The organism is Acinetobacter sp. 3657 (genome assembly GCF_031456775.1).
GTDB lineage: Bacteria > Pseudomonadota > Gammaproteobacteria > Pseudomonadales > Moraxellaceae > Acinetobacter.
In genome coordinates this window covers 63,859-87,441 of record NZ_JAVDVH010000009.1, presented here as the reverse complement: position 1 = coordinate 87,441, position 23,583 = coordinate 63,859, and the positions used below count along the sequence as shown (strand labels likewise).

At 40.4% G+C, this 23,583-nt stretch carries 24 protein-coding genes; 20 read left to right on the top strand and 4 right to left on the bottom strand.

What is annotated here, in order from left to right; genetic code table 11:
* Positions 1-65: 65 nt before the first annotated feature.
* Positions 66-1,577, bottom strand: a complete 1,512-nt coding sequence (locus J2Y37_RS11205) for a hypothetical protein (RefSeq protein ID WP_349032860.1) — start codon at positions 1,575-1,577, stop codon at positions 66-68.
* A gap of 275 nt (positions 1,578-1,852) precedes the next feature.
* Positions 1,853-2,239, bottom strand: a complete 387-nt coding sequence (locus tag J2Y37_RS11200) for a carboxymuconolactone decarboxylase family protein (protein WP_349032859.1) — start codon at positions 2,237-2,239, stop codon at positions 1,853-1,855.
* 278 nt (positions 2,240-2,517) lie between these two features.
* Between J2Y37_RS11200 and J2Y37_RS11195 the strand changes: the two genes are divergently transcribed.
* The 8 genes from J2Y37_RS11195 (at position 2,518) to J2Y37_RS11160 (ending at position 12,494) form a co-directional block, all read left to right on the top strand.
* A complete protein-coding gene (locus J2Y37_RS11195) occupies positions 2,518-2,901 on the top strand; it encodes a hypothetical protein (protein WP_241323978.1) in 384 nt (127 codons plus the stop codon).
* Positions 2,902-3,069: 168 nt separating this feature from the next.
* Complete coding sequence (locus J2Y37_RS11190; RefSeq protein ID WP_349032858.1) at positions 3,070-4,659, top strand: peptide chain release factor 3; 1,590 nt, start codon at positions 3,070-3,072, stop codon at positions 4,657-4,659.
* 125 nt (positions 4,660-4,784) lie between these two features.
* Positions 4,785-5,612 (top strand): hypothetical protein, encoded by an 828-nt coding sequence (locus J2Y37_RS11185; RefSeq protein ID WP_349032857.1) that lies wholly within the window; start codon positions 4,785-4,787, stop codon positions 5,610-5,612.
* A 104-nt stretch (positions 5,613-5,716) separates the two neighbouring features.
* Positions 5,717-6,628, top strand: a complete 912-nt coding sequence (locus J2Y37_RS11180) for an RsiV family protein (protein WP_349032856.1) — start codon at positions 5,717-5,719, stop codon at positions 6,626-6,628.
* The gene (locus J2Y37_RS11175; protein ID WP_349032855.1) at positions 6,628-7,440 is read left to right on the top strand and encodes a TatD family hydrolase; all 813 of its coding nucleotides are present in this window, start codon (positions 6,628-6,630) and stop codon (positions 7,438-7,440) included. Before J2Y37_RS11180 ends, J2Y37_RS11175 begins: the two co-directional genes overlap by 1 nt.
* Positions 7,441-7,581: 141 nt before the next feature.
* Positions 7,582-10,338 (top strand): aconitate hydratase AcnA, encoded by a 2,757-nt coding sequence (acnA, locus tag J2Y37_RS11170; RefSeq protein ID WP_349032854.1) that lies wholly within the window; start codon positions 7,582-7,584, stop codon positions 10,336-10,338.
* 108 nt (positions 10,339-10,446) lie between these two features.
* Positions 10,447-11,640, top strand: coding sequence for an MFS transporter (locus J2Y37_RS11165; RefSeq protein ID WP_349032853.1), 1,194 nt, complete (start codon positions 10,447-10,449; stop codon positions 11,638-11,640).
* Between the two features lie 62 nt (positions 11,641-11,702).
* Entirely contained in the window at positions 11,703-12,494 is a 792-nt protein-coding gene (locus J2Y37_RS11160; protein WP_349032852.1) for a tRNA threonylcarbamoyladenosine dehydratase, read from the top strand.
* 21 nt (positions 12,495-12,515) lie between these two features.
* Here the strand turns inward: J2Y37_RS11160 and J2Y37_RS11155 are convergent, their stop codons facing one another.
* Positions 12,516-12,980, bottom strand: coding sequence for a CHAP domain-containing protein (locus J2Y37_RS11155; protein WP_004672716.1), 465 nt, complete (start codon positions 12,978-12,980; stop codon positions 12,516-12,518).
* Positions 12,981-13,524: 544 nt separating this feature from the next.
* Positions 13,525-14,541, bottom strand: coding sequence for a tRNA dihydrouridine(20/20a) synthase DusA (gene dusA / locus J2Y37_RS11150; RefSeq protein ID WP_349032851.1), 1,017 nt, complete (start codon positions 14,539-14,541; stop codon positions 13,525-13,527).
* A 524-nt stretch (positions 14,542-15,065) separates the two neighbouring features.
* Between dusA and J2Y37_RS11145 the strand changes: the two genes are divergently transcribed.
* From J2Y37_RS11145 to thpD, 12 genes are all read left to right on the top strand, one after another.
* Positions 15,066-15,659 (top strand): LysE family translocator, encoded by a 594-nt coding sequence (locus tag J2Y37_RS11145; protein WP_349032850.1) that lies wholly within the window; start codon positions 15,066-15,068, stop codon positions 15,657-15,659.
* A gap of 45 nt (positions 15,660-15,704) precedes the next feature.
* Positions 15,705-15,923: a hypothetical protein gene (locus J2Y37_RS11140; protein ID WP_349032849.1), complete on the top strand. Its 219-nt coding sequence runs from the start codon at positions 15,705-15,707 to the stop codon at positions 15,921-15,923.
* A 251-nt stretch (positions 15,924-16,174) separates the two neighbouring features.
* The gene (gene arsC / locus J2Y37_RS11135; protein ID WP_349032848.1) at positions 16,175-16,609 is read left to right on the top strand and encodes an arsenate reductase (glutaredoxin); all 435 of its coding nucleotides are present in this window, start codon (positions 16,175-16,177) and stop codon (positions 16,607-16,609) included.
* Between the two features lie 70 nt (positions 16,610-16,679).
* On the top strand, positions 16,680-17,000 hold the full coding sequence (locus J2Y37_RS11130) for a metalloregulator ArsR/SmtB family transcription factor (protein WP_005198498.1): 321 nt from the start codon (positions 16,680-16,682) through the stop codon (positions 16,998-17,000).
* A gap of 6 nt (positions 17,001-17,006) precedes the next feature.
* Positions 17,007-17,480: an arsenate reductase ArsC gene (locus J2Y37_RS11125; protein ID WP_005198497.1), complete on the top strand. Its 474-nt coding sequence runs from the start codon at positions 17,007-17,009 to the stop codon at positions 17,478-17,480.
* An 11-nt stretch (positions 17,481-17,491) separates the two neighbouring features.
* Positions 17,492-18,532 (top strand): ACR3 family arsenite efflux transporter, encoded by a 1,041-nt coding sequence (gene arsB / locus J2Y37_RS11120; RefSeq protein WP_241323786.1) that lies wholly within the window; start codon positions 17,492-17,494, stop codon positions 18,530-18,532.
* Positions 18,525-19,244, top strand: a complete 720-nt coding sequence (gene arsH / locus J2Y37_RS11115; protein WP_349032847.1) for an arsenical resistance protein ArsH — start codon at positions 18,525-18,527, stop codon at positions 19,242-19,244. The genes arsB and arsH overlap by 8 nt, the downstream gene beginning before the upstream one ends.
* A gap of 512 nt (positions 19,245-19,756) precedes the next feature.
* The gene (locus tag J2Y37_RS11110) at positions 19,757-20,191 is read left to right on the top strand and encodes a MarR family transcriptional regulator (protein WP_004672461.1); all 435 of its coding nucleotides are present in this window, start codon (positions 19,757-19,759) and stop codon (positions 20,189-20,191) included.
* Positions 20,192-20,318: 127 nt separating this feature from the next.
* Positions 20,319-20,894: a diaminobutyrate acetyltransferase gene (ectA, locus tag J2Y37_RS11105; protein WP_004672462.1), complete on the top strand. Its 576-nt coding sequence runs from the start codon at positions 20,319-20,321 to the stop codon at positions 20,892-20,894.
* A gap of 48 nt (positions 20,895-20,942) precedes the next feature.
* On the top strand, positions 20,943-22,262 hold the full coding sequence (gene ectB / locus J2Y37_RS11100; protein WP_004672463.1) for a diaminobutyrate--2-oxoglutarate transaminase: 1,320 nt from the start codon (positions 20,943-20,945) through the stop codon (positions 22,260-22,262).
* Positions 22,259-22,672: an ectoine synthase gene (locus J2Y37_RS11095; RefSeq protein ID WP_004672464.1), complete on the top strand. Its 414-nt coding sequence runs from the start codon at positions 22,259-22,261 to the stop codon at positions 22,670-22,672. Before ectB ends, J2Y37_RS11095 begins: the two co-directional genes overlap by 4 nt.
* Before the next feature lie 8 nt (positions 22,673-22,680).
* Complete coding sequence (gene thpD, locus J2Y37_RS11090) at positions 22,681-23,580, top strand: ectoine hydroxylase (RefSeq protein WP_171063493.1); 900 nt, start codon at positions 22,681-22,683, stop codon at positions 23,578-23,580.
* Positions 23,581-23,583: the final 3 nt, after the last annotated feature.

Genomic DNA, 23,583 nt, shown 5'->3' with positions numbered 1-23,583 from the left:
CTGCACAAAAGACGGGGTTATTTGTGCAGATCTAGGCATCTATGAATAGCTGCTAACTCAGGTACTCAAAACTTTTCTCTAACCCAACCATAAGCCGCGGCAAAAGGCAGTGCTGTTCTGGCTAAATAGGGTACATGCCATAGACCACCGTGGTTGGCATTTTCCATAATCAGTTCCAGTGGATGAGCTAACACTTTTTCAGGGTTGGTTGCGCTCTCAGGATTGTTCAGATCATGAACCCAGAGTGCCGCCATAATCGCATTGGTGGTTTCGGGACTAAAGGTTTCAACTTTAAATAAGTCTGCGCCAGAAAAGGCAGCTTTCAATATTGGATTTTTAACCACTGAGTGGGTTGTTGTTGATGGAGCAATATTGATCACTGTCTTTTGACCACGTGCGCGTGCTGAAATTGCAAACCATTGTTGCAGTCGTTTGGCCAAGGCATAGTTCGGACCTTGTTCAATCACCATACAATCTGAAATGCCGTATTGTTGACCATTATCTGACGTGATTAACTGATCAATATTCGGTTTGAAAAAATTAGCCAAAGAGATACCGTGAATGGACTTGGTCAGTAATTTTTCCAACATTGGTCGTTGTTTGATGTTTTGTTGGACAGACTGCACCACCGCTTTCGGAATCGCGTAAATATCCGTCGGTGTCAGCATAAACATAATGCTGCTATCGGGTTTTTGCTGGCTGACTTGTTCCATGATGCTGATCATGGCGATGGAAACACGAACATGCTTTTCACCATCCAAATACGCGATCCCAGCCAAATCTAAAGTTTCGGTAAAGGTGTTTAACCAATTGGCAATTTCAGGTGTTTGGGTGAGTAAGTTTGCCCCGAGTTGTGGTTGTTGATCTGCTATCGTGATTTGTGGGGCGATCAAGGTCGCATTGCCTTGCTTGACTGTATTGGTAATTTTTTCCCATATTGCAGGATTGGGTAAATCAATCGCAACAATATTGGCACGCCATTTTGCTAGCCAACTGAGAGGGCCAGCTTCAGAGGCAGCACCAAATAACACCATGGTACGAGCAGACAAATCAAACCATTCAGGGTGTTCATGCAGTAAGCGTAATGCTTTGGCATGACAAGGTTCGATAACCTGTTGTTGCTCCCACAGATCAATTTGTTGCAATAACGCAGCACCTTGTAATTTCTTACCATTATAAGGAATAAACCAAGGCTCAATCGTCGAGCTACCTGTGCCTTTTAATATAAATTTTTCAAAAGGTTGATCTTTAATATTGAGCATTGCATGACTTAAAGTGTCACTTTTTTCAGCTCGATTAAAGTTAAATAATGCTTTAGCCTTATCTAATCCTTGCTGTGCGATACGTGCAGGATGATCTACGGACTCAATCCCTGTTTTTACTAACTCTTGAAAGTAAACAGGATAATTTTTTCTCCAGTTTTTCTCACGAGCCAGTTGTGAGACAAAAGGGGAATCGACGCTTTGCAGTGCTGACTTTAAAATTTGTTTTGCGGTATGGGTAGTACTCGGTGTCTTTTTACCAGACTGTATTGGAAATTGTATGCCATCAGAATTAGATTGTATTTTTTTACTCAATTGATTGCTCCATTCTATTCAAATTTCATTCATCATCTGTCACATCTTAGCCACTCCATGCAGTAAATAAGATGGCAAAAAGTGTATTAATCATGCTTGAAATTTATTTGATTGATATTGGAGGACATTTACTGCTGATTTAAGGCTTCATTGTTGTTTGAATACGTTATTTGATTAGAAATGATATGTAAAACGCCAAATAGCACTCATTCGGCGTTTAAGTCGTGATGAATCAATTTGCTGTTAGGTATTTAGATCATGTAACGAGATTCAATTTAAGATTCAGGCGTATATTCATTGATCACCTCAAGTGCCGCTCGAAATGCTTCCTGAGTTGCAGGTGCACCACAGTACGGTAGGCTATGTAGTAAGACTTCTTGAATTTCTTCAATACTCGCCCCATTGTTCAAAGCGCCACGAATATGGCCTTTCAGCTCAGTGGGGCTTTTGAGTGCAGTTAGAAACGCGATGGTAATCAATGAGCGATATTTACGTGGCAATACACCTTCACGTTGCCAAGTTGAACCCCAAGCATGTTCATTAATCCAGTCCTGTAGGGGTTGCGTGAACGGTACAGTATTGTCCTGAGCGCGTTTCACAAAGGTTTCACTCATAACTTCAGTACGAACTTTTAACCCATTTTCAAAATCTTGTTGTGACATTTTTTTACTCTTATAAGGATGAGGACAGAGTCGAATGTGTCCATTGATAGAGACTCATCCTAATTCAATCATTATTTGAGATAAAGTTATACTTGTTGACTGTGATGTTCTAAATTTGGACAGATGAAATTATTTCTAATATAAGCACTGGATAGCAGTTTGTTGATTTAATTTGTTTGATAGTAAAAGTTATGTAGATACAAATCTTTAATACCGAAAAAATACTTAACTTATCTAACTTGTTATCATCATCTTTTGCATAAAATGGTAGTGAATATATGAGCACTGATGTTCCTGTTTCATATAATGAAGATTCTGCTACTCCAGTGCCTACTGTTTGGAGAAAGACGCTTATAAGAATAATAGAGGCTTTTAAACATAATGATTTGGTTTCTATTCATCATATTGAAGGTGTTCAATTACTTGAGTTAGAGCATCTGCAAGAAATTGCTGAAAATATTACCGATTATGGTGAAACATTAGTGAGCTTGCCCGATGAAACGTGGCACAGCTCACAAGCGTTATGGATGGGGGATTATTGGTATGTCATTCTTGATCTTTTTACCGAAAGAGAAGGGCGTAGCGATTTAATTCTTTCGATTAGAGTATTTGAGACTGATGGTGTATTCGAGTACTTAATTCAAGACATCTACGTACCTTAGAAAATCATGAAGATGATTGTTTTATGGATAATTTAAGACCTATCAACAATCAATAAATAAGTTCTATAAATCTGCTACAATTGCGCCAATTTTAAATTCTTTCGTACGCCATCTGTTCTCGCCTCAGTTTGCAGATACAAATGGGTACAATTAGTGTAGATTTTTCTCATGTTTAAAGATGAATTAGCGGCACAAGTTGCCCAACGACGCACCTTTGCGATCATTTCCCACCCCGATGCGGGTAAAACCACCATGACAGAAAAATTGCTGTTATGGGGTAAAGCGATTCAAGTTGCAGGTATGGTGAAGAGCCGTAAATCTGACCGCGCAGCAACATCCGATTGGATGGAAATGGAAAAAGAACGTGGTATTTCGATTACTACCTCTGTGATGCAGTTCCCTTATAAAAAGCACACCATTAACCTTCTCGATACACCAGGACACGAAGATTTCTCCGAAGATACCTATCGTACTTTGACCGCCGTTGACTCTGCGTTGATGGTGATCGATGGTGCAAAAGGGGTCGAAGATCGAACCATTAAATTGATGGAAGTGTGTCGTATGCGTGACACACCGATCATCTCCTTTGTGAATAAAATGGACCGTGAAATTCGAGAGCCTTTAGAGTTGCTCGATGAAATTGAAAACGTCCTAAAAATTCGCTGTGTACCGATTACATGGCCGTTAGGTATGGGGCGTGATTTTGCGGGCGTATATAATCTGCTCGAAAATAAATTGTATGTGTATAAAGCAGGTTTTGGCTCAACCATTACTGATATCGAAGTGCGTGATGGTTATGACTATCCTGATATTCGTGAAAAAGTTGGCGATTTAGCGTGGGCATCTTTTGAAGAGTCACTTGAATTGGTACAGATGGCAAATGAGCCTTTAGACCGAGAGTTATTCTTACAAGGAAAACAAACCCCGGTTTTGTTTGGTACAGCATTGGGTAACTTCGCAGTTGACCATGTCCTTGATGCTTTTATCAATTGGGCGCCTGAACCGAAGGCACATCCTGCGCAAGAACGTGTTGTGGATGCCAATGAAGCTGGCTTTACGGGTTTTGTCTTCAAAATCCAAGCCAACATGGATCCGAAGCATCGTGACCGTATTGCCTTTATGCGTATCTGCTCAGGGAAATATGAAAAAGGTTTGAAAATGAATCATGTGCGTATCGGCAAAGACGTGCGTATTAGTGATGCTTTGACTTTCCTTGCTGGTGAGCGTGAACAACTAGAAGAAGCTTGGCCGGGTGACATCATTGGTTTACACAACCATGGCACTATTCAAATTGGTGATACTTTTACCAGTGGCGAGAACCTTCATTTCACTGGTATTCCTCACTTTGCACCTGAAATGTTCCGCCGTGTCCGTTTGCGTGATCCATTAAAGTCGAAGCAGTTGCAAAAAGGCTTGAAAGAGTTGTCTGAAGAAGGCGCAACGCAGGTGTTTATGCCGCAAATTAGTAACGATCTGATTGTTGGTGCAGTGGGTGTGTTACAGTTTGATGTGGTTGCTTACCGTCTGAAAGAAGAATATAAAGTAGACTGTATCTATGAGCCAGTGAGTGTTCACACTGTACGTTGGGTGCATTGTGATGATGAAAAAATCTTCAATGAGTTTAAGAAAAAGGCGCATGATCAGCTGTCAGTAGATGGTGGTGGTCACCTTACTTATCTTGCGCCAAGCCGTGTCAATTTGCAGTTGATGCAAGAGCGTTGGCCTGATATTCAATTTAGCAGTACGCGAGAACATTAGAATCTCCCTAAATCCCTCTTTAGAAAAGAGGGGCTTTGTCACGAGTCCTATTGGTATCTAAATTCGTGATATACCTCCCTTTTAAAAGGGAGGTTAGGAGGGATTTAAAAATAAAGGATAATGATATGAACGCTTTAAAACCAATTCTCAGCATCACAGTAATGATTGGAATGATGGCTTTAACCGCATGTGATTATCCTAAAAACAATGAATCTGATTCAACAGAAACGATTGAGTCGAAAACAGCAAAGATTGAAAAAGCAGAGATTCTTCCTTATTTAAATATCCAAGAAGGCAAAGCAAAATATGCATTGCCTTTTTGCGAAAAGAAAAACTGTATTGATGTTGATATTCAAACCATTAAAACCCAGGATGAATGGTTGAATACTTGGATTGAGAGAAATCAAGCCATGGTCATTCAACAGCAAATAGAACTCAAACAAAGTATGACCCTACAACAAGCCATAAATGCTTATGTTAAAAAGTCCGATGAGTGGCAGGATAAATATTCAGAAAATAAAGCCTATGCATTGCACCTGAATACTAGAATGGCGTCACAACGTAATCAGTATGTCTTGTTACAAGTGGGTGTTGATACCAGACAAGAAGATATTGAAGTAAAAGATCGTTATTATTTCTTTGTTGCCGATCGCAAATTGCAAAAGCATTTAACGGTGCTTGATGTCATTCAAAAAAAGCAGCAAAGTGCCATGCATGATGTGATTCAAGTCCATTATCAGAAATGGATTGAACAGCAGTCTATCGAAGTGAAGAAACAAGTACCAAAAACCTTATACTGGGGTCAAGCAGATTGGTTCTTTGATGGAGAGGGCATTGGATTGCATTATCGTGCCAATGAGATCAGTAAAGATGCGCCACAACTAGATATTTATTTCACAGCAGCGCAAACGAAACAGATGTTACAGCCCGATATTTATCAGCAAATGTTCTAACTTAGCTAAGATATGTATAGAAATCGCATGTGTTTATGGTGGTTTCGAGCGAAGTCAGATAGCATTTTAAAAAGCTTGTATACGAATAATGGTGATAGGTTTAGATGAAAAATTTTTATAAATATAGTGTGCTTACTTGTGCAATTTTACTCGCAGCATGCCAACCGAAATCAGAGCCAAAAGAATCACAGGATCAGTCACAAGATCCAGCGACGATACAACAGCAAGCTGAACCGATCTTGCGCGGCGAAACGGTAAAAGTTGCGCTAACATTACCTGAATGCAAGGGTAATACTTGCCCTAATTTTGTGGTTGAGCGTTTGCAGAGTAACTTTTCATTTATCGATCAATTTCTGGATGAGCAAATCCTCGATCAACTCAGCAAAATGTTGGATGTAGTCGATGCAGATAAGGCAATATCGACGGTACAGGCCGCTGAGCAAAAGCCGAATTTAGATACACAAGTTCAGCACTACGCGAATGCTTTTATTAAAATTGATGAAGAATTAAAAGCACTGAGTATCAGTCATCAAATTAGTTTGTTGGTTAAACCTAAGATATTACAAACAGAAGGCTCTTTGGCGACGGTGGTACTCAATAGTAGTAGTTATATGGGCGGAGCGCATGGCTCAACTTCACAACGTTATTATAATTTCGATTTGGTCAATCAAAAGCAAATTAATCTCAATGATTTGTTGTTAGCAAAACAGCAAGCAGCTTTGAAAAAGCTGGCGCATGATGCATTTAAGGCATGGATTGTAGATTCTAAATTAGCCAATAATCCTGAAGAATATGAGCAAGCTTGGCCATTTGAAATGACTGATAATTTTTTGTTAGGCGAAAACGGTTTAATTCTCCAATACGGTGAATATGAAATCGGTCCTTATGTGGTGGGTTTACCTCGCTTGGTAATTCCATTTGATCAATTGAAAGGAGTTTTAAAGCCTGAATATTTGCCAAAAGTAGATGTGCCAGTGGCCTCAACCGTTGTTGCAGATACCAAAAGCAAGACCTAATGCAACTCTTTGATACCCACACCCATTTTGATGTTGCCGATTTTGATCATGATCGGCAACAACTGGCTTTACGAGCCAAACAAGTGGGGGTCGAGGATTTGGTTCTAATCGGGTTTATTGCATCCCGCTTTGGTGAGTTAATGGCTACACATCAACAATTACAACAGTGGCAAAATGTACCTCGATCTCATTTAGCACCGGGCTTGCATCCTTTTTATATCGAGCAACATCAGTCAGAACATTTACACCAGTTGGAGCAGATTTTACAGCAACATCATTGTGTTGCTGTAGGTGAGATTGGTTTAGATACTTTTTTAAAGCAACACAAACAGCCTGAATTATTTGCCAAGCAACAATATTATTTTAATGCTCAGCTTGAGCTGGCAGCCCAATATAACAAGCCTGTGTTACTCCATGTTCGCAAAGCCCATGCAGAAACGCTTGCGATCTTAAAAGCGAAAAAATTCAAATGGGGTGGAATTGCTCATGCCTTTAGTGGCGGTATTGAAGAAGCGAAGGCGTTGGTGAAACTTGGCTTTAAAATTGGGATAACCGGACAAATCACCAATCCAAATGCCAAAAAATTACATCAAGTGGTACAAGCGATTGGTGCAGAAAATTTGGTGATTGAAACTGATTGTCCTGATATGACGCCGTTATGTTGTCAGACATCAACCGAACATAGAATTCGCAATACCCCTGTGAATTTACCTTATGTCTTAGATGGCTTAGCCCAAACACTGCAGTTGCCTCACGCACAGCTTGCCACACAACTTTGGCACAACTCATTTGAGGCGCTACATCTCAGATAGTACCTGCCTTTAATAGAATAATAATCATGTAATTTTAAATAAGATAACTAAAAGGGAACACAGCATTTCCTAAACTGGCTTACATTAAATAAAGAACTTCATAATAAACGAATGAAATCGCCAAACTGGGAGGATCATCCTATGGCCAGATATAGCAAAATCAATAGTTTTAATGCATTACAAACGCTTGATGTCGGTTCAAAACAATATCAAATTTTCAACCTGAAACGAGCCGCGCAGACACTTGGTAATATTGACCATCTACCTAAATCTTTAAAAGTTTTATTAGAGAATCTCCTTCGATTTGAAGACCAAGAAAGTGTAAAAGTTGAACATATCCAAGCTATAGTCGACTGGCAAAAAACGCGCAGCTCCGATCAAGAAATTCAATACCGACCCGCGCGAGTATTGATGCAAGATTTTACCGGTGTACCTGCGGTTGTCGATTTAGCCGCCATGCGTGCAGCAATGGCTAAAGCAGGCGGTGATCCGAATCGAATTAATCCATTGTCACCTGTTGATTTGGTGATTGATCACTCGGTCATGGTCGATCATTTTGCCAATCAAAATGCATTTACTGTGAACGTCAGAATTGAAATGGAGCGCAATGGCGAGCGTTATCAGTTCTTACGGTGGGGGCAGTCAGCATTTAATAACTTTAGTGTAGTGCCACCGGGTACAGGTATTTGTCACCAAGTCAATTTAGAATACTTGGCTCAAGCCGTTTGGCTCAACGAAGAAGACGGGCAGACCTTTGCTTTTCCAGATACCTTAGTTGGAACAGATTCGCATACCACCATGATTAATGGACTTGGAGTATTGGGTTGGGGGGTAGGCGGGATCGAAGCAGAAGCGGCGATGCTCGGACAACCTGTTTCGATGTTAATTCCTGAAGTAATCGGTTTTAAATTGACTGGAAAGCTCAATGAAGGCATTACCGCAACTGACTTGGTTTTAACCATTACCCAAATGCTCCGTCAGAAAGGCGTGGTTGGTAAATTTGTTGAATTTTATGGGGATGGTTTGGCGGACTTGCCACTCGCTGACCGTGCTACGATTGCCAATATGGCACCTGAATATGGTGCAACCTGTGGTTTCTTTCCTATTGATGAAGTCACACTGGCGTATTTAGTACTGACTGGTCGCCAACAAGAACGCATCGATTTGGTGGAGGCATATAGTAAAGCACAAGGCTTATGGCGAAATGCGGGAGATGAGCCAGTCTTTACCGATACATTGAGTCTTGATATGAGTACGGTGCAAGCAAGCATGGCTGGTCCTAAGCGCCCACAAGATCGTGTATTACTGGCAGATGTACCCAAAACCTTTAATGCGCTCATGGAGCTGACATTAAAACCAGCCCAAGAGATGAAAGAGCGATTGGAAAATGAAGGTGGTGGCGGTACAGCGGTTGCAGCTCATCAGGCCAATCTTCCACATGAGAGTCCATCTTGTACCATTGATGGACAGATATATCCTTTAAATCATGGCGATGTGGTGATATCCGCGATCACTTCATGTACCAATACCTCGAACCCAAGTGTTATGTTGGCTGCAGGTTTATTAGCGAAAAAGGCGATTGAACAAGGCCTACAACGCAAACCTTGGGTAAAAAGCTCACTCGCACCCGGTTCCAAAGTAGTAACAGATTATTTGGCTGCGGCAGGATTGACACCATACCTCGATCAATTGGGTTATAACCTTGTGGGTTATGGTTGTACCACATGTATCGGGAATTCTGGACCTTTGCCTGATCCTGTTGAAGAAGCGATTCAATGTCATGATTTAAATGTAGCATCTGTGCTTTCAGGTAATCGTAACTTTGAAGGTCGTGTACATCCATTGGTGAAAACCAACTGGTTGGCTTCACCGCCATTGGTGGTGGCCTATGGTTTGCTTGGCAATATCCGTACCGATTTAACCACACAGCCGATTGGTATCGGAAAAGAGGGACAAGAGGTTTATCTGAAGGACATTTGGCCAAGTCAGGCTGAAATTGATCAAGCATTGAAACAAGTGACCACCGCCATGTTCCATAAAGAATATGCCGCCGTATTTGATGGTGATGAGACGTGGCAAGCGATTCAAATTCCACAAAGCCAAACTTATGCATGGCAGGACAATTCTACTTATATTCGTCATCCACCTTTCTTTGAGGGAATTGAGCAACCGCCCAAAGCAATCACCAATATTGATCAGGCCCGTATCTTGGCAGTGTTGGGTGATTCAGTAACGACTGACCATATTTCTCCAGCGGGGAATATCAAGAAAGATAGTCCAGCAGGTCGTTATTTACAGGAACAAGGCGTAGACCCGAATGACTTTAACTCCTATGGTTCGCGTCGTGGTAATCATGAAGTGATGATGCGAGGAACATTTGCCAATATTCGAATTAAGAATGAAATGTTAGGTGGCGAAGAGGGAGGCAATACCATTCATATACCAAGTGGTGATAAATTGTCGATTTATGATGCTTCTATGCGTTATCAACAGGAGCAAACACCGCTGATTATTATTGCAGGTAAAGAATATGGCACAGGCTCATCGAGAGACTGGGCTGCGAAAGGTACAAATTTACTTGGCATTAAAGCAGTGATTGCAGAAAGCTTTGAGCGAATTCATCGTTCAAACCTTGTTGGCATGGGCGTATTACCACTTCAATTTATTGATGAGCAAACACGCCAGTCGTTAAATTTAACCGGGCGAGAAGTTCTCTCTATTCACGGTCTATCTGATGAGATTCAACCACATCAAGCTTTAGATGTAAGTGTGATTCGAGAAGACGGCAGCCAAGCGCAATTTAAGGTGTTATGCCGAATCGATACCTTAAATGAGGTGAAATACTTTAAAGCAGGTGGGATTTTGCATTATGTACTGCGGAATTTAATCGCTGCATAGCGCCAAAAAAAGTTGTTGTAAAAAGATGAAAGCTAGTCTTTCATCTTTTTTTTTGTTTGAATTTTACCGTTTCGGCGTTAAGGTGATAGCCATTAATCTGTGAGAGTGATGGCTTTGAATCAGTTGCCGAGATATGTTTATTATTTATTGGCTGCGCAAGCATTTAATTTAATTGCAGCGGTATTATCGGTAACGGTTTCAGCGATTGTTGGCTTAAAACTTGCGCCAACTCAGGCTTTGGCGACAGTACCGTATGGTTTGCAATTCTTGGCAATGTTGCTGACAACATTTATCTTTTCATTCTTAATGAAAAAGCTGGGTCGACATCTGGTGTTCCAGTTTGGATGCATTTGTCTTTTTTTAGCGGGTGTGTTCGGCTATCTTGCATTACAAAGTGAACAGTTTTATTTATTGTGCCTTAGTCATTTTTCACTGGGCTTATTTATTTCTACTGCAAACTTTTACCGTTTTGCTGCCTCAGATCGTCTTGCTTCTGATTTAATCCCGAAAGCCACAGCGATGGTTATTTCTGGCGGCGTAGTCGCCGCTATTATTGCGCCTGTTTTGGCGATTCAATTTCAACAAGTGCAAGGCTTACCTGATTTTACTGCGATTTATTTAATTTTCAGTGTATTGGCATTGTTATTGTCGCCAATTTTGTATGTTTGGAATCAGAAATTTAAATCACAGCAAGCACAGCAAGTTGTGATTGAGTCACTAGAGCGAGCTAAATTACCTGTCAATTTTATTGTTGTGGCAGTGATCAGTGGGGCATTTGCATACTATGTTATGAATGTCATGATGATTATGTCTTCCTTGCATTTAAAGGAACATCATTCATTTCACTATGCTTCTGTCTCGATTCAGTTACATGTCTTGGCCATGTTTATTCCTTCATTCTTTGTATCTAAGCTGATTCAACGCTGGGGAACACATCGCACGATTTATATCGGGTTTGTTTTGCTGATGTTGTCCTCTTTGATTCCAATATTTGGCCAAGAGGGAATTTATATTAATGTCGCTCTGATTGTGCTTGGTGTAGGCTGGAACTTTGCTTATTCAGGTGCATCTACGCTATTGGCAGGGCTAAACGAACAGCAAAAGCATCGTGTACAAGGTATTAATGAAACCATAATTGCCTTATTCGCGACACTTGGTGCTTTCTTGCCTGCACCGATTTTGACTAAGGTTGGCTGGATGAATGCTAATCTGCTGGCTTTATCAATCAGTGTTCTTATTTTGGTAATATTGATTATTTTAAGTGGACGTCATCGATTTGCAATCAAAGTCTCATCTTCCTAACCAAAACCATATTAAACGAGTTAAAATAGCGCTTTGATTGAAAGATATAGATCGCCACTATTATGACCGATGTGCTTGTAAATGATGAATATGACCGCCGTTTTGCTGGTGTGGCAAAGATTTATGGAGAAAGTTCATTTAGCCATTATGAAAACAGTCATGTGATGGTGATCGGAATTGGTGGCGTTGGGAGTTGGGCAGTTGAAGCACTGGCTCGTACAGGGATTAGTCAGCTAACGCTCGTTGATATGGATGTGATTGCCGCATCGAATATTAACCGTCAACTTCCTGCATTGACCTCAACATTAGGACAAGAAAAAATCGAAGTGATGGCTGAGCGCTGTCGTCAGATCAATCCACGCATGACCGTTAATGTAATAGATGACTATTTAACACCTGAAAATGTCAAAGAGATTTTAAGTCCTGTTCCCGATATCATTTTAGACTGTATTGATGATGTCAAAGCCAAACTGGCGTTGATGCTGCACTGTCGCTTTAACAAGATTCCATTGATTGTATCGGGTGGGGCAGGTGGCAAGCTTGATCCGCTTAAGATTCGAGTGGCGGATTTATCTAAAACAGAACAAGACCCGATGCTGGCAAAGTTACGTGCACAACTTCGCGCTAAAGGTATCTGTAAAAAACCAAAAGAAAAGTTTGGGATCACTTGTGTGTATTCAATCGACAATCCATTTTCAAATGCTGAACTTTGTTCGACCTCAGAAAGTACCACGTTTAATCCAGGCTCAGGCTTGCGCTGTGGTGGTTATGGATCGGCAGTTGTGGTGACGTCGAGTTTTGCGATGGTTGCGGTGGCAGAAGTTTTGAAAAAGCTGGATGCGAAGAAGGGCTGATCAAGTCGGCCCTTGCTGGGATTAGATGTAGTTTGAACCTAAACGGTAGTAACTATAAGTCACATTTTTATCTTTATATATATCGTGACTGCGTTGTTTAAAGTCTGAAATCCATTGTGTGCCAGAGAAGCCAGCAATATGGCCATAACGATGTTTTTGTGTGCGGTGAATAATATAGATATCACCTTTCTGTGGGTTATCAAAAGCAGGGGTAATTTTTTTATAGCCAATTTCTTGTAAGGTTCTACCCCAGTCAGAAGCGGCTACAGGATGGTTGACGATTTTTGCACCCGCAGATTGTAAAGCGATTCTGACGAACTTGGCACATTGAGATGAACTACGATAAGACGCTCTGCGCGTTAACTTTTGTGCAAATGCCATGACATCGAGTGAAGGCTGTTTTGGTACATCTTTGGTCGTCACAATCATTTGATGAGGTGGGGTGTGAACCATACTGTGATCAACTGAGGGCGCATCATAAATCATCTTCAATCTCTATCGCATTTCTAAATAACCAGACTAATGCCAGACTCTTGGCGAAAGACATGGTAAGCGAAAAAGAGCAGAAAAGCCCCTTTGTAATGTAATAATGTATCATTTGTGATGGCTTGGGGATAACTTAGCTAAATCGCAGAACAATTTTTTTATTAATTATCATTAGTTTGGCGAGTGTTAACTTTAGATAAAATGATTTGTAAAATTATATTTCAAAATCGTATATTAAATAAGCGTTTTTGTGCTAAAAAACAAAAAATCATCCATTTTATTTATTCTAAGGCTTTGTTTTGTAGTGGTATTATTTTTTATGTGTGAGATTTGAAGATTTTTATCATTCATTAGAAAATTTAACAAGTGATTCACTTTAGTGAGTATTCGCGATGAATATCTAGATTTTAAAGTACGAATTCGGCTGTATTCAGCTTTATATGAAGTTAGCTAAAATCGCTTAAGATATTGTTATAAAGTAAATTTTGATGCGCAAGAGGATGAGCTTCACGCGACACCCTTGCGCATGCATGGAGAACAAGCTTTAGTGTTGCTGTTCTCGAATATAGTCTTCGGTGCGCTGCATTGCCACTTGGATGTTCTGAATCGCATGTTCAATATCCATAATGGTCTTTGCGTTGCCACCACTCAGAGCTTGCCTCCATTTACGCGCACCCGGTAAGTTTTGAAATAAACCCAAAATGTGGCGTGTAATAATGGAGAGTGGGGCACCCTCAGCAACGCGTTGATGAATATACGGCATCATTTGCTGCATAATCTCAAAACGGTCTGGCGCTTGCAAATTCCAGAGCTGTCCCATTTCGGCGAGCAAATAAGGGTTGTGATAAGCCTCACGGCCAATCATCACACCATCGACATGTTGTAGGTGTTGTTGAGTTTCCTCAAGGGTTTTGATGCCACCATTAATTTCAATAGTAAGATGTGGACGTTCTTGTTTTAGGCGGTAGACATCTTCATAGCGTAAAGGGGGCACTTCACGGTTCTCTTTCGGCGATAAGCCCTGCAAGATTGCGATCCGCGCATGTACGATAAAGTGAGTACATCCTGTTGCTGCAACGGTATCAACAAAATGCAGCATTTCTTCATAAGAGTGCATGTCATCGATGCCGATACGATGTTTGACCGTCACAGGAATTGATACCGCTTTTTGCATGCTATGAATACAGTCAGCAACCAGATTTGGCTCAGCCATTAAGCATGCGCCGATCTTATTGTTTTGAACACGATCACTTGGGCAGCCGACATTTAAATTGACTTCATCATAGCCCCAGTCTTCAGCCATTTTGGTACAAGTGGCTAATTCTTGTGGATTTGAACCACCGAGCTGCAACACGATCGGATGTTCTTGTTTATTGAAGTCTAAATGACGATTCGCTCCACCATAAATGATTGCACCCGTAGTGACCATCTCGGTATACAGCACCACATTTGGATTAAATAAACGTGCAAAGAATCGGTAATCTTTGGTTGTCCAATCCATCATCGGGGCAACACTGATTCTTGGGTTTGAAGTTGTTTCAATGGTTTGGTTCGGCGTCATTAAAAATCATACCTTTGTTTCAATGTTAAATAACCGACAGGATTGCAATCAAGCAAAGGGAATACATGGCACATTTGTAGGCTGAATATTGAATACAATACATTTGACTGGAGAAGAGATCGAAAACTGAAGCCTATATTTGATCTTGCTGAATGATCAAATCGGCAATTTGCGCGCAATATTAGCATAAAACTAAAAGTAGTACATTTGCTTATGAATCATGTCTAAACTCCTTGAAAGGTGTGTGGGCTTTTTCCAACGTTTTATTCAATTTTAACAATAAATTCTTCTGAATAATCAGAATCTTGTATGATTCAAAGACCGCTGTATTATCTAAAAAACTTAATAAAAGGTGATTTTGGTCACACATTTGGTGTATGTGTAATTAAAGTTTGTTTTAATTATATTATTGATTTATATAGTAAAATGTGTTTTTAAATATTTTTGGTTACAACCATTTTGTCGACAAACCTTTATCTATTTTGCCATATTGCGCTTGCACAATTTATCAAAGGGATTTGTCTATGGTGACATTTTTATTCTTTGGTTTGATTATTACGATCTTACTTACACCAGGTCCAACGAATACATTATTGGCTTCATCTGGAATCCAAGTAGGTATCAAACGCTCACTTAAATTAATCCCATCGGAGGTACTCGGTTATTTTATTGCAATTACTGCATGGGGGTTTTTACTTGAGTCCGTTTCCCACTATATGCCTTGGTTACCACCTCTCATAAAGTTGTTTAGCGCTGCTTTTATCATTTATTTAGCAATTAAACTATGGATAACTTCTACCAAAAAGATGGATTTAAACCAGCCATTAATTACCTCAAAGGCTTTATTTGTCGCAACTTTACTTAACCCTAAAGCTCTGTTGTTTGCTTCAGCTATTTTCCCGCATACGGTTTGGTTGAACCTCCATCAATATATAATTCATATGGGAACTTTTTTAGCACTGATTACACCAATCGCATTTTTATGGATTGCTTTTGGATCTGTCTTAGTTTCAAACAAAATTACTTGGTTGAATCAGCGTAATTTACAACGTAGTGCATCATGTATTTTAACTGTCTTTGCTATGCCTTTGGCTTTTTCTGCAATTACATCATTTTAATTTTATTTATTTGTGTATTTTAAATCTGTAGAACTGGAGTTTCTAATGAAAAATATAAAAATCAAAGTTAAGAATCAATTTGACTCTGAAAAGATAGTTATTGCTAAAATTAAAGAATTAAATGATCGAGAAGTTCCTGTGTTCAAATATATAGAGCAAATTGAAGTGGACGGCGATATTCTTTTACCTAACATTGATTTGCTTTTTGAAAACCCAAAAGATGGCTGCATTTATCGCTACGTAGACATCGTTGAATCAATTTAAATGGGTAATGAGCAACTGTATTCGTAATCCGTAAAATGGCGTGATCATATCCAATAAGTAATAGTGATATAGAGAAAACCACAACTTTATTGTTGTGGTTTATTTTTTTAAGCACTTAATTTTATTTGATATATTGTTCTTGATTCAGAGCTTATGCTGTTTAGAAAGGAAAAAAGAGCGAGATGTATATTGAGTATATATGCTAATTCGTATATAAAGATATAAGCATATACAAACTAGAGTTCATTCAAATGACAACTTCATTAGACGTGAAGATTTTTCACAACCCAGCTTGTGGAACTTCAAGAAATACCTTGGCTTTAATCCGCAATACAGGGATTGAACCGACTGTGATTGAGTATCTAGTGGCACCACCCACCCGTGAGGAACTGATTCAGCTCATTCATGATGCTGGTTTAACGGTTAGGGAAGCGATCCGTAAAAATGTCGATCCATATCGTGATTTGGCACTGGAGCGTGAGGATTGGACGGATGAACAACTCATCAATTTTATGCTTGAACATCCGATTTTGATCAACCGTCCTTTTGTTGTGACTGACTTGGGTACTCGCCTTAGCCGCCCTTCTGAAATCGTGTTAGATATTTTGCCATTGCCGCAAAAGGGTGCTTTCACCAAAGAAGATGGTGAACAAGTGATCGATGAAAATGGACAACGGGTAAATTAAAAAATTTAGCACTGAATTGTCAACAAACCCTAACTATCTGCATATTCAAATAAACAAATAAGGTGCCAATATGGATCAAGTTAATTTTTTTAAATGCTTATCAGATGAAACCCGTCTCAATATCGTCACTTTAATTGTAGAGAATAAAGAGTTGTGTGTTTGTGATCTCACTGAAAAGTTACAACTCAGTCAACCCAAGATTTCAAGACATCTCGCTTTATTGCGTTCATCAGGATTATTACAAGACAGACGCCAAAGCCAATGGGTGTATTACAGCATAAATCCACAGTTACCGAATTGGTGTCATGACATTTTAAATGTATTGACCACACAGCAATCCAACAATATCCCAACATTAGCCGCTCTACCTACACAGAGCTATTGTGAGTAAAACATCATGAAATTTCTTTTTTTATGCACTGGAAATAGTTGCCGCAGTATTTTATCAGAAGTCCTTTTCAATGATCGTGCACCAGCGGGTTGGAAGGCTTATAGCGCAGGCAGTAAGCCGTCTGGACAAGTCCATCCATTAACGATTGAAACCTTACAAGCTTTAAATCTTTCTACTGAGGGGTTGTGGAGCAAAACCATTGATGACTGTGAACAGTACCAAGCTGATGTGGTGATTACGGTGTGTGATTCTGCTGCGCAAGAAGCATGTCCGCTTTATCTTGGTGGCGCGATCAAAGCACACTGGGGCTTGGTCGATCCTTCGCATTTAGATTTACCTAAAGAAGAAAAACTCAAAGCTTTCCAAGTGACTGTCGATCATATCAATCGTCGCCTTGATGCGCTATTTGCACTTGATGCGGCCAATATGGCACGTCCTGAAATGATTGCAGCAATCAATCAAATCTCACATATCGATTAGTTGGGTAGAACATGGCTAAATCAGGATTGTCCTTTTTAGATCGTAACCTCACGCTATGGATTTTCATGGCGATGGGGTTGGGTGTTGCGATCGGTGTATTTTTCCCGCAAGCGTCGGTTGCTTTAGAGCGAATGAGTTTTGACTCAGTCAATATCCCGATTGCGATCGGTTTGATTTTGATGATGTATCCGCCGTTGGCAAAAGTCGACTATGCGACTTTACCTGAAGTGTTCAAAGACAAGAAAACGCTAATCTTGTCATTGGTACAGAACTGGTTGATTGCACCGATATTGATGTTTGCATTGGCGATTATCTTTTTGCATAGCTATCCAGAGTACATGACCGGTTTAATTCTGATTGGACTGGCGCGCTGTATTGCGATGGTCTTGGTCTGGAATGGTTTAGCTTGTGGTGATAATCAGTACGTCGCCGCATTGGTCGCGTTCAATAGTATCTTCCAGATTTTATTCTTTAGTACTTATGCGTGGTTGTTTTTAACCGTTTTACCACCGTATTTTGGTGTGGCAGGACAGGTGATTGATGTTGATTTCTGGACGATTACCCATGCTGTGTTGGTTTATTTAGGTATTCCATTCTTCCTTGGTTTTATGACGCGATTGATTTTGGTCAAATCTAGAGGTTTGGATTGGTATCAAGATAAATTCTTACCCAAAATTAGCCCCCTAAGCTTGTTGGCATTGTTATTCACGATTGTGGCGATGTTTAGCTTAAAAGGCAGTGATGTGGTGAGTTTGCCTTTGGACGTGATTCGTATTGCGATTCCATTGACGATTTATTTTGTGCTAATGTTCTTTATTAGCTTCTTTATGAGTAAGTGGATGGGGAATAATTACCCGCGTACAACCGCGATTTCGTTTACGGCGGCTGGAAATAACTTTGAGTTAGCTTTGGCAGTCGCGATTGCGACCTTTGGTTTAGCTTCTCCAGTAGCATTTACTACGGTCATTGGTCCATTGGTGGAAGTGCCTGTATTGATTGCGCTGGTGAGCGTATCACTCTGGTTAAAGAAGAAGTATTTTCCAAATGAATAAATCTGATGTTGATGTAGCGAATATTGATCTTGAATTACTGCCAAAGCCTGAATTTCAACAGGTTCAAGCGCTAAAGTTGGATCATCCACCCCGTATTTTATTGCTATATGGCTCAAATCGGGAACGCTCTTATAGTCGATTGGCGGTGATGGAAGCGGGTCGCATTTTGCAGTATTTAGGGGCTGAGGTGAAAATCTTTCATCCTAAAGGACTGCCTTTACCCGAAGATGCAGATATGGAGCATCCAAAAGTCAAAGAGTTGCACGAGTTACTGGCATGGTCTGAGGGAATGGTGTGGTGCTCGCCTGAACGTCACGGTTCGATGAGTTCGATCTTTAAATCACAAATTGACTGGATTCCACTGGCTGGTGGTGCGATTCGTGCAACACAAGGCAAAACCTTGGCCTTGATGCAGGTCAGTGGCGGATCGCAGTCATTTAATAGTGTCAATCAAATGCGTATCTTGGGCCGTTGGATGCGGATGATCACGATCCCAAATCAGTCTTCAATTCCTAAAGCATTTTTGGAGTTTGAAGAAGATGGACGTATGAAAGCCTCATCTTACTATGATCGTATCGTAGATGTGATGGAGGAGCTTTATAAGTTCACATTGCTGACACGTGGACAAAGTCAGTATTTAACCGACCGTTATTCTGAACGCAAAGAGTCCGCTGAAGAACTTTCAAAGCGTGTCAATCAACGTAATCAGTAAAATCTCAAATCTTAGTGACGATCTAAAAATGTGTTTGTTGTTATCAGCTATCACATTTCAGATCGTCATTTTTTTAGAAGTTGAATCCGCAGATTTTGTTGAGAAACTTCAGCAATTTCCTCTGAATCATACATCGTGATAAAACAACAAAAATCGTAAAATATTGATCATGGCATGAATCTTGAGTGGTTGTTTTTTGTACGTTGTTTTGGCTTTATATGAGTTGGATAGATTACACAAAATTACATAATTTATAATACTTTGATTTATATATGTTTTTAAAAATGATTCATAGTAAAATCATTCTTATTGAAACTATTTGATATGAATTGATTTGAAGAAAAAATATTCACTACCTATAATGATTTCTACTCAAGGTATCGGGAAATAGATGTACTTGGCGTTAGGGTCAAGCGTAAAGAAATAACGGGGTGATGTTTTATTAAAATACAGACAACATCATGTACAACGTACTACAATAGTGTGTTTAGCTTTTTTTGTGCGTGATTGAGATGGATGATGCTGTTCGTGTTTTACAAAGTGTTCGGCGGATTGAGCAGTGTGTGGAGCTTTATTCCAAACGATTGTCTCAACTTCACCAAATCACGACACCGCAACTCGTTGCGCTGATGACCGTTGCAAAAATAGGCCCATGCAGTATGTCTGTCATTGGCAAAGCAATTTTTGTGAGTCCGAGTACCGTTGTTGGAATTATTGATCGTCTCGAGGAAAAAGGTTTGGTCTTGCGTGTGAGGGATACACAGGACCGTCGACATGTACATGTCAGCCTAACCGCGAAAGGCGAACAATTATTAGATCAATCACCGTCTGCGTTACCTGAAGGTTTTTCACTGGCTTTACAAGCTTTGACCAATGATGAGCGACAGCATCTGATTGTGTCATTAGAGCGGTTTGCCCAGTTACTTGAGGCAAAAGTTCCAAATTAAATTCAGTTGAAAATAGGGCAATACAGATTATCAATGTGATTGTTATTCAATGACATGCGTAGACACTATCCTGATACCACACTTATAACTTGAGTATGCCGATTATGGAAATACAAAAGGAGATAGCGTGGAAGCTTTATCAAGACAGTCAATTCGCTTGACTAAACAATCAGTGATTCATCAACTGAATCAATGCAGCGTTCGTAATTTTAAACCGAAAGATGTACGTGAAGTACATGCGCTGATTCAGTCCTGTCCATCTTTGGACCTCAACTCACTCTATGCATATGCATTACTTGCTGAACATCATACCGATACCTGTTTTGTGGCTTATAACCACAAAGGTGAAATCTCGGGTGTGGTGACAGGCTATATTTGTCCAGAAGATCCAGATACGTACTTCCTCTGGCAAATCGCGGTTTCGCCCAGTGAGCAAGGAAATGGGATCGGTTCCTTACTCCTTGATAACGTAAAAGAACAATGTTTAGAAAACCGCCAATTAAAATTCTTAAAAACAACAATTTCTCCAAGCAATAAAGCCTCTCAAAATCTTTTCCGCAGTTTTGCCTCTCGCTTTGATGTCCCTTGTAAAGTCAGTCCGTTTTTATCCAAGCAAGCGCTGCAACCTTTACAACCCGAACCATTCGATACTCAGCATGAGCCAGAAGACTTATACACCATCGGTCTTTGGGATTGGAATTGAGCAGTATTTAAGAGATTTATTCCTTTTAAAATTAACTTGGAGTTATTCATGAATATTTTCAGTCGATTGGAGTCTGAAGTACGAGGTTATATCCATTCTTTTCCAACCATATTCAAAACTGCAAAAAATGCAGTTTTGGTGGATGAGAACGATCGATCTTATATTGATTTTCTCGCGGGTGCGGGCACATTGAATTATGGGCACAATCATCCCGTGCTGAAACAGGCTGCAATTGATTATCTGATGCAAGATGGCATTGTGCATGGCTTGGATATGGCAACCTCTGCGAAAAAGGCTTTTATAGAAACCTTTGAGCAATATATTTTAAAGCCACGTACTTTAAATTATAAGTTGCAGTTTACCGGTCCAACAGGAACCAATGCCGTAGAAGCGGCGATCAAGTTGGCGCGTAATGTCACCAAGCGCCACAATATAATTGCATTTACCAACGGTTTTCATGGGGTGAGCTTAGGCGCACTTTCATTAACAGGAAATCAAAAGTTTCGTGAAGCTGCGGGTGTGGCTTTGGGCAATGTTCATCATGCAGCCTATGCAGGCTATTTTGGTGAAGATGTCGATACCATTGCGATGCTAAATAAGCTTTTAACTGATCGTAGCAGTGGCATTGATCTACCAGCCGCAATCATTGTTGAGTGTGTGCAAGGCGAAGGCGGTTTAAATTCGGCTAGTATTGATTGGCTGAAGCGACTTTCGGCCTTGTGTAAACAGCACAAGATTCTATTGATTGTCGATGATATTCAGGCTGGTTGTGGCCGTTCAGGTCATTTCTTTAGCTTTGAAACAGCGGAGATTACCCCCGATATCGTGACCTTGTCTAAATCTTTGTCGGGCTTTGGTTTACCTATGTCTTTGGTTTTGTTTAAACCAGAATTAGATATTTGGCGTCCGGGTCAACACAATGGCACATTCCGTGGCAATAATTTAGCTTTTGTTACGGCGACTAAAGCGATTCAACACTTTTGGGCGGATCAAAGCTTCCAGACAGCGTTGGCGCAGAAATCAGAATTGGTCAGTCATCGACTACAAGAGATGGTGAAGAAATTCCCAGCGGCAGAGTTAACCCATCGTGGTCGTGGCTTGATGCAAGGTATCGCATTTAAAAACCCAGACTGGGCAGATGAAGTCACAACACAAGCCTTCCAACTTGGTTTGGTGATTGAGACTTCTGGCAGTCGTGGTGAGGTGGTGAAATTACTACCGCCATTGACGATTGAACCTGAAATCTTAGAACAAGGGATTGAGCTGTTAGAGCAGGCAATTGAACATGTGGTTCAGGTCTATACTCAAGCCAATTTACCTCAAGCGAAAATAAAATCGACAGTTAAAGTACACGGAGTTGTTTCATGATCGTACGTCAATTACAAGATATTCTAAATACTGATCGTGATGTGCAGACAGAAACGTGGGCAAGTCGCCGTTTATTATTACGTGAAGATGGTATGGGCTTTTCGATGCATGAAACCACCATTTTTGCAGGTACAGAAACGCATATTTGGTATAAGAACCATTTAGAAGCGGTGTATTGCGTCAAAGGTGAGGGCGAGATTGAGCTGATTCCGTCTGGAGAAGTCTTTAAAATCACGCCAGGAACACTCTATGCCTTAGACAAGCATGACAATCATTATCTACGTGCGACCACTGATTTGGTTTTGGTCTGTACTTTCAATCCTGCCTTGGTAGGCAATGAAGTACATGACAAAGACGGCGTGTATGCAACACCAGAACAAATGATCAAACAAACTGAGGAGGAGGTGTAATCGTGCAAATGAGTAACCCTTACCTGACTCGAAGAAGTGATGCTGCGGCAATCATTTCGCGCGCAGATCCAGTGGTTTATCAGCAAGATGTCGTTCAAGGTGCAACCGAACAGCAAAAGCAGGATTATGCAAAAAATGGCTTTTTGCAAGTTGATCAATTATTTAGTCAAGATGAAGTACAACATCTACTGAATGAGTTGCATCAAATGCGCCAAGATTTCGCCGTGCAACAACGCCCTGAAGCGATTATTGAGCGTGAAAGCCAAGAAGTGCGTTCGATTTTTAATGTACACCGTTTAAATGATGTATTTCAAAATCTAGTCTCTGATGAACGAGTATTAAACATTGCTCGATCATTACTGGGAAGTGATGTTTATATACATCAGTCGCGGATTAACTATAAACCGGGTTTGCATGGCAAAGAGTTTTTTTGGCACTCCGACTTTGAGACATGGCATAGTGAAGATGGTATGCCGAGAATGCGTGCTTTAAGTTGCTCGATTTTACTGACGGATAATGATGATCACAACGGGCCACTTTTGGTGATCCCTGGTTCACATCAACATTATATTTCTTGTCAGGGTGAGACCCCTGATGAGCACTATAAAAAGTCGCTCAAAAAGCAAGAGTATGGTGTACCTGATGGTAGCTTATTGCGCTATTTGGCCGATATGGGTGGCATACATTCGTGTACAGGGTTGGCGGGTAGTGTTGTGTTCTTTGACTGCAATTTAATGCATGGTTCAAACAGTAACATTACTCCATTCCCACGCAGTAATATTTTCTTTGTCTATAATAGTATCGACAATCAATTACAGCAGCCATTGGGTGGGCTTAAACCCCGACCTGAATTTATTGCGGCGCGAGAGGATATTGTTGCGATCGAGCCGAATAACTTAAGACTTTAAACG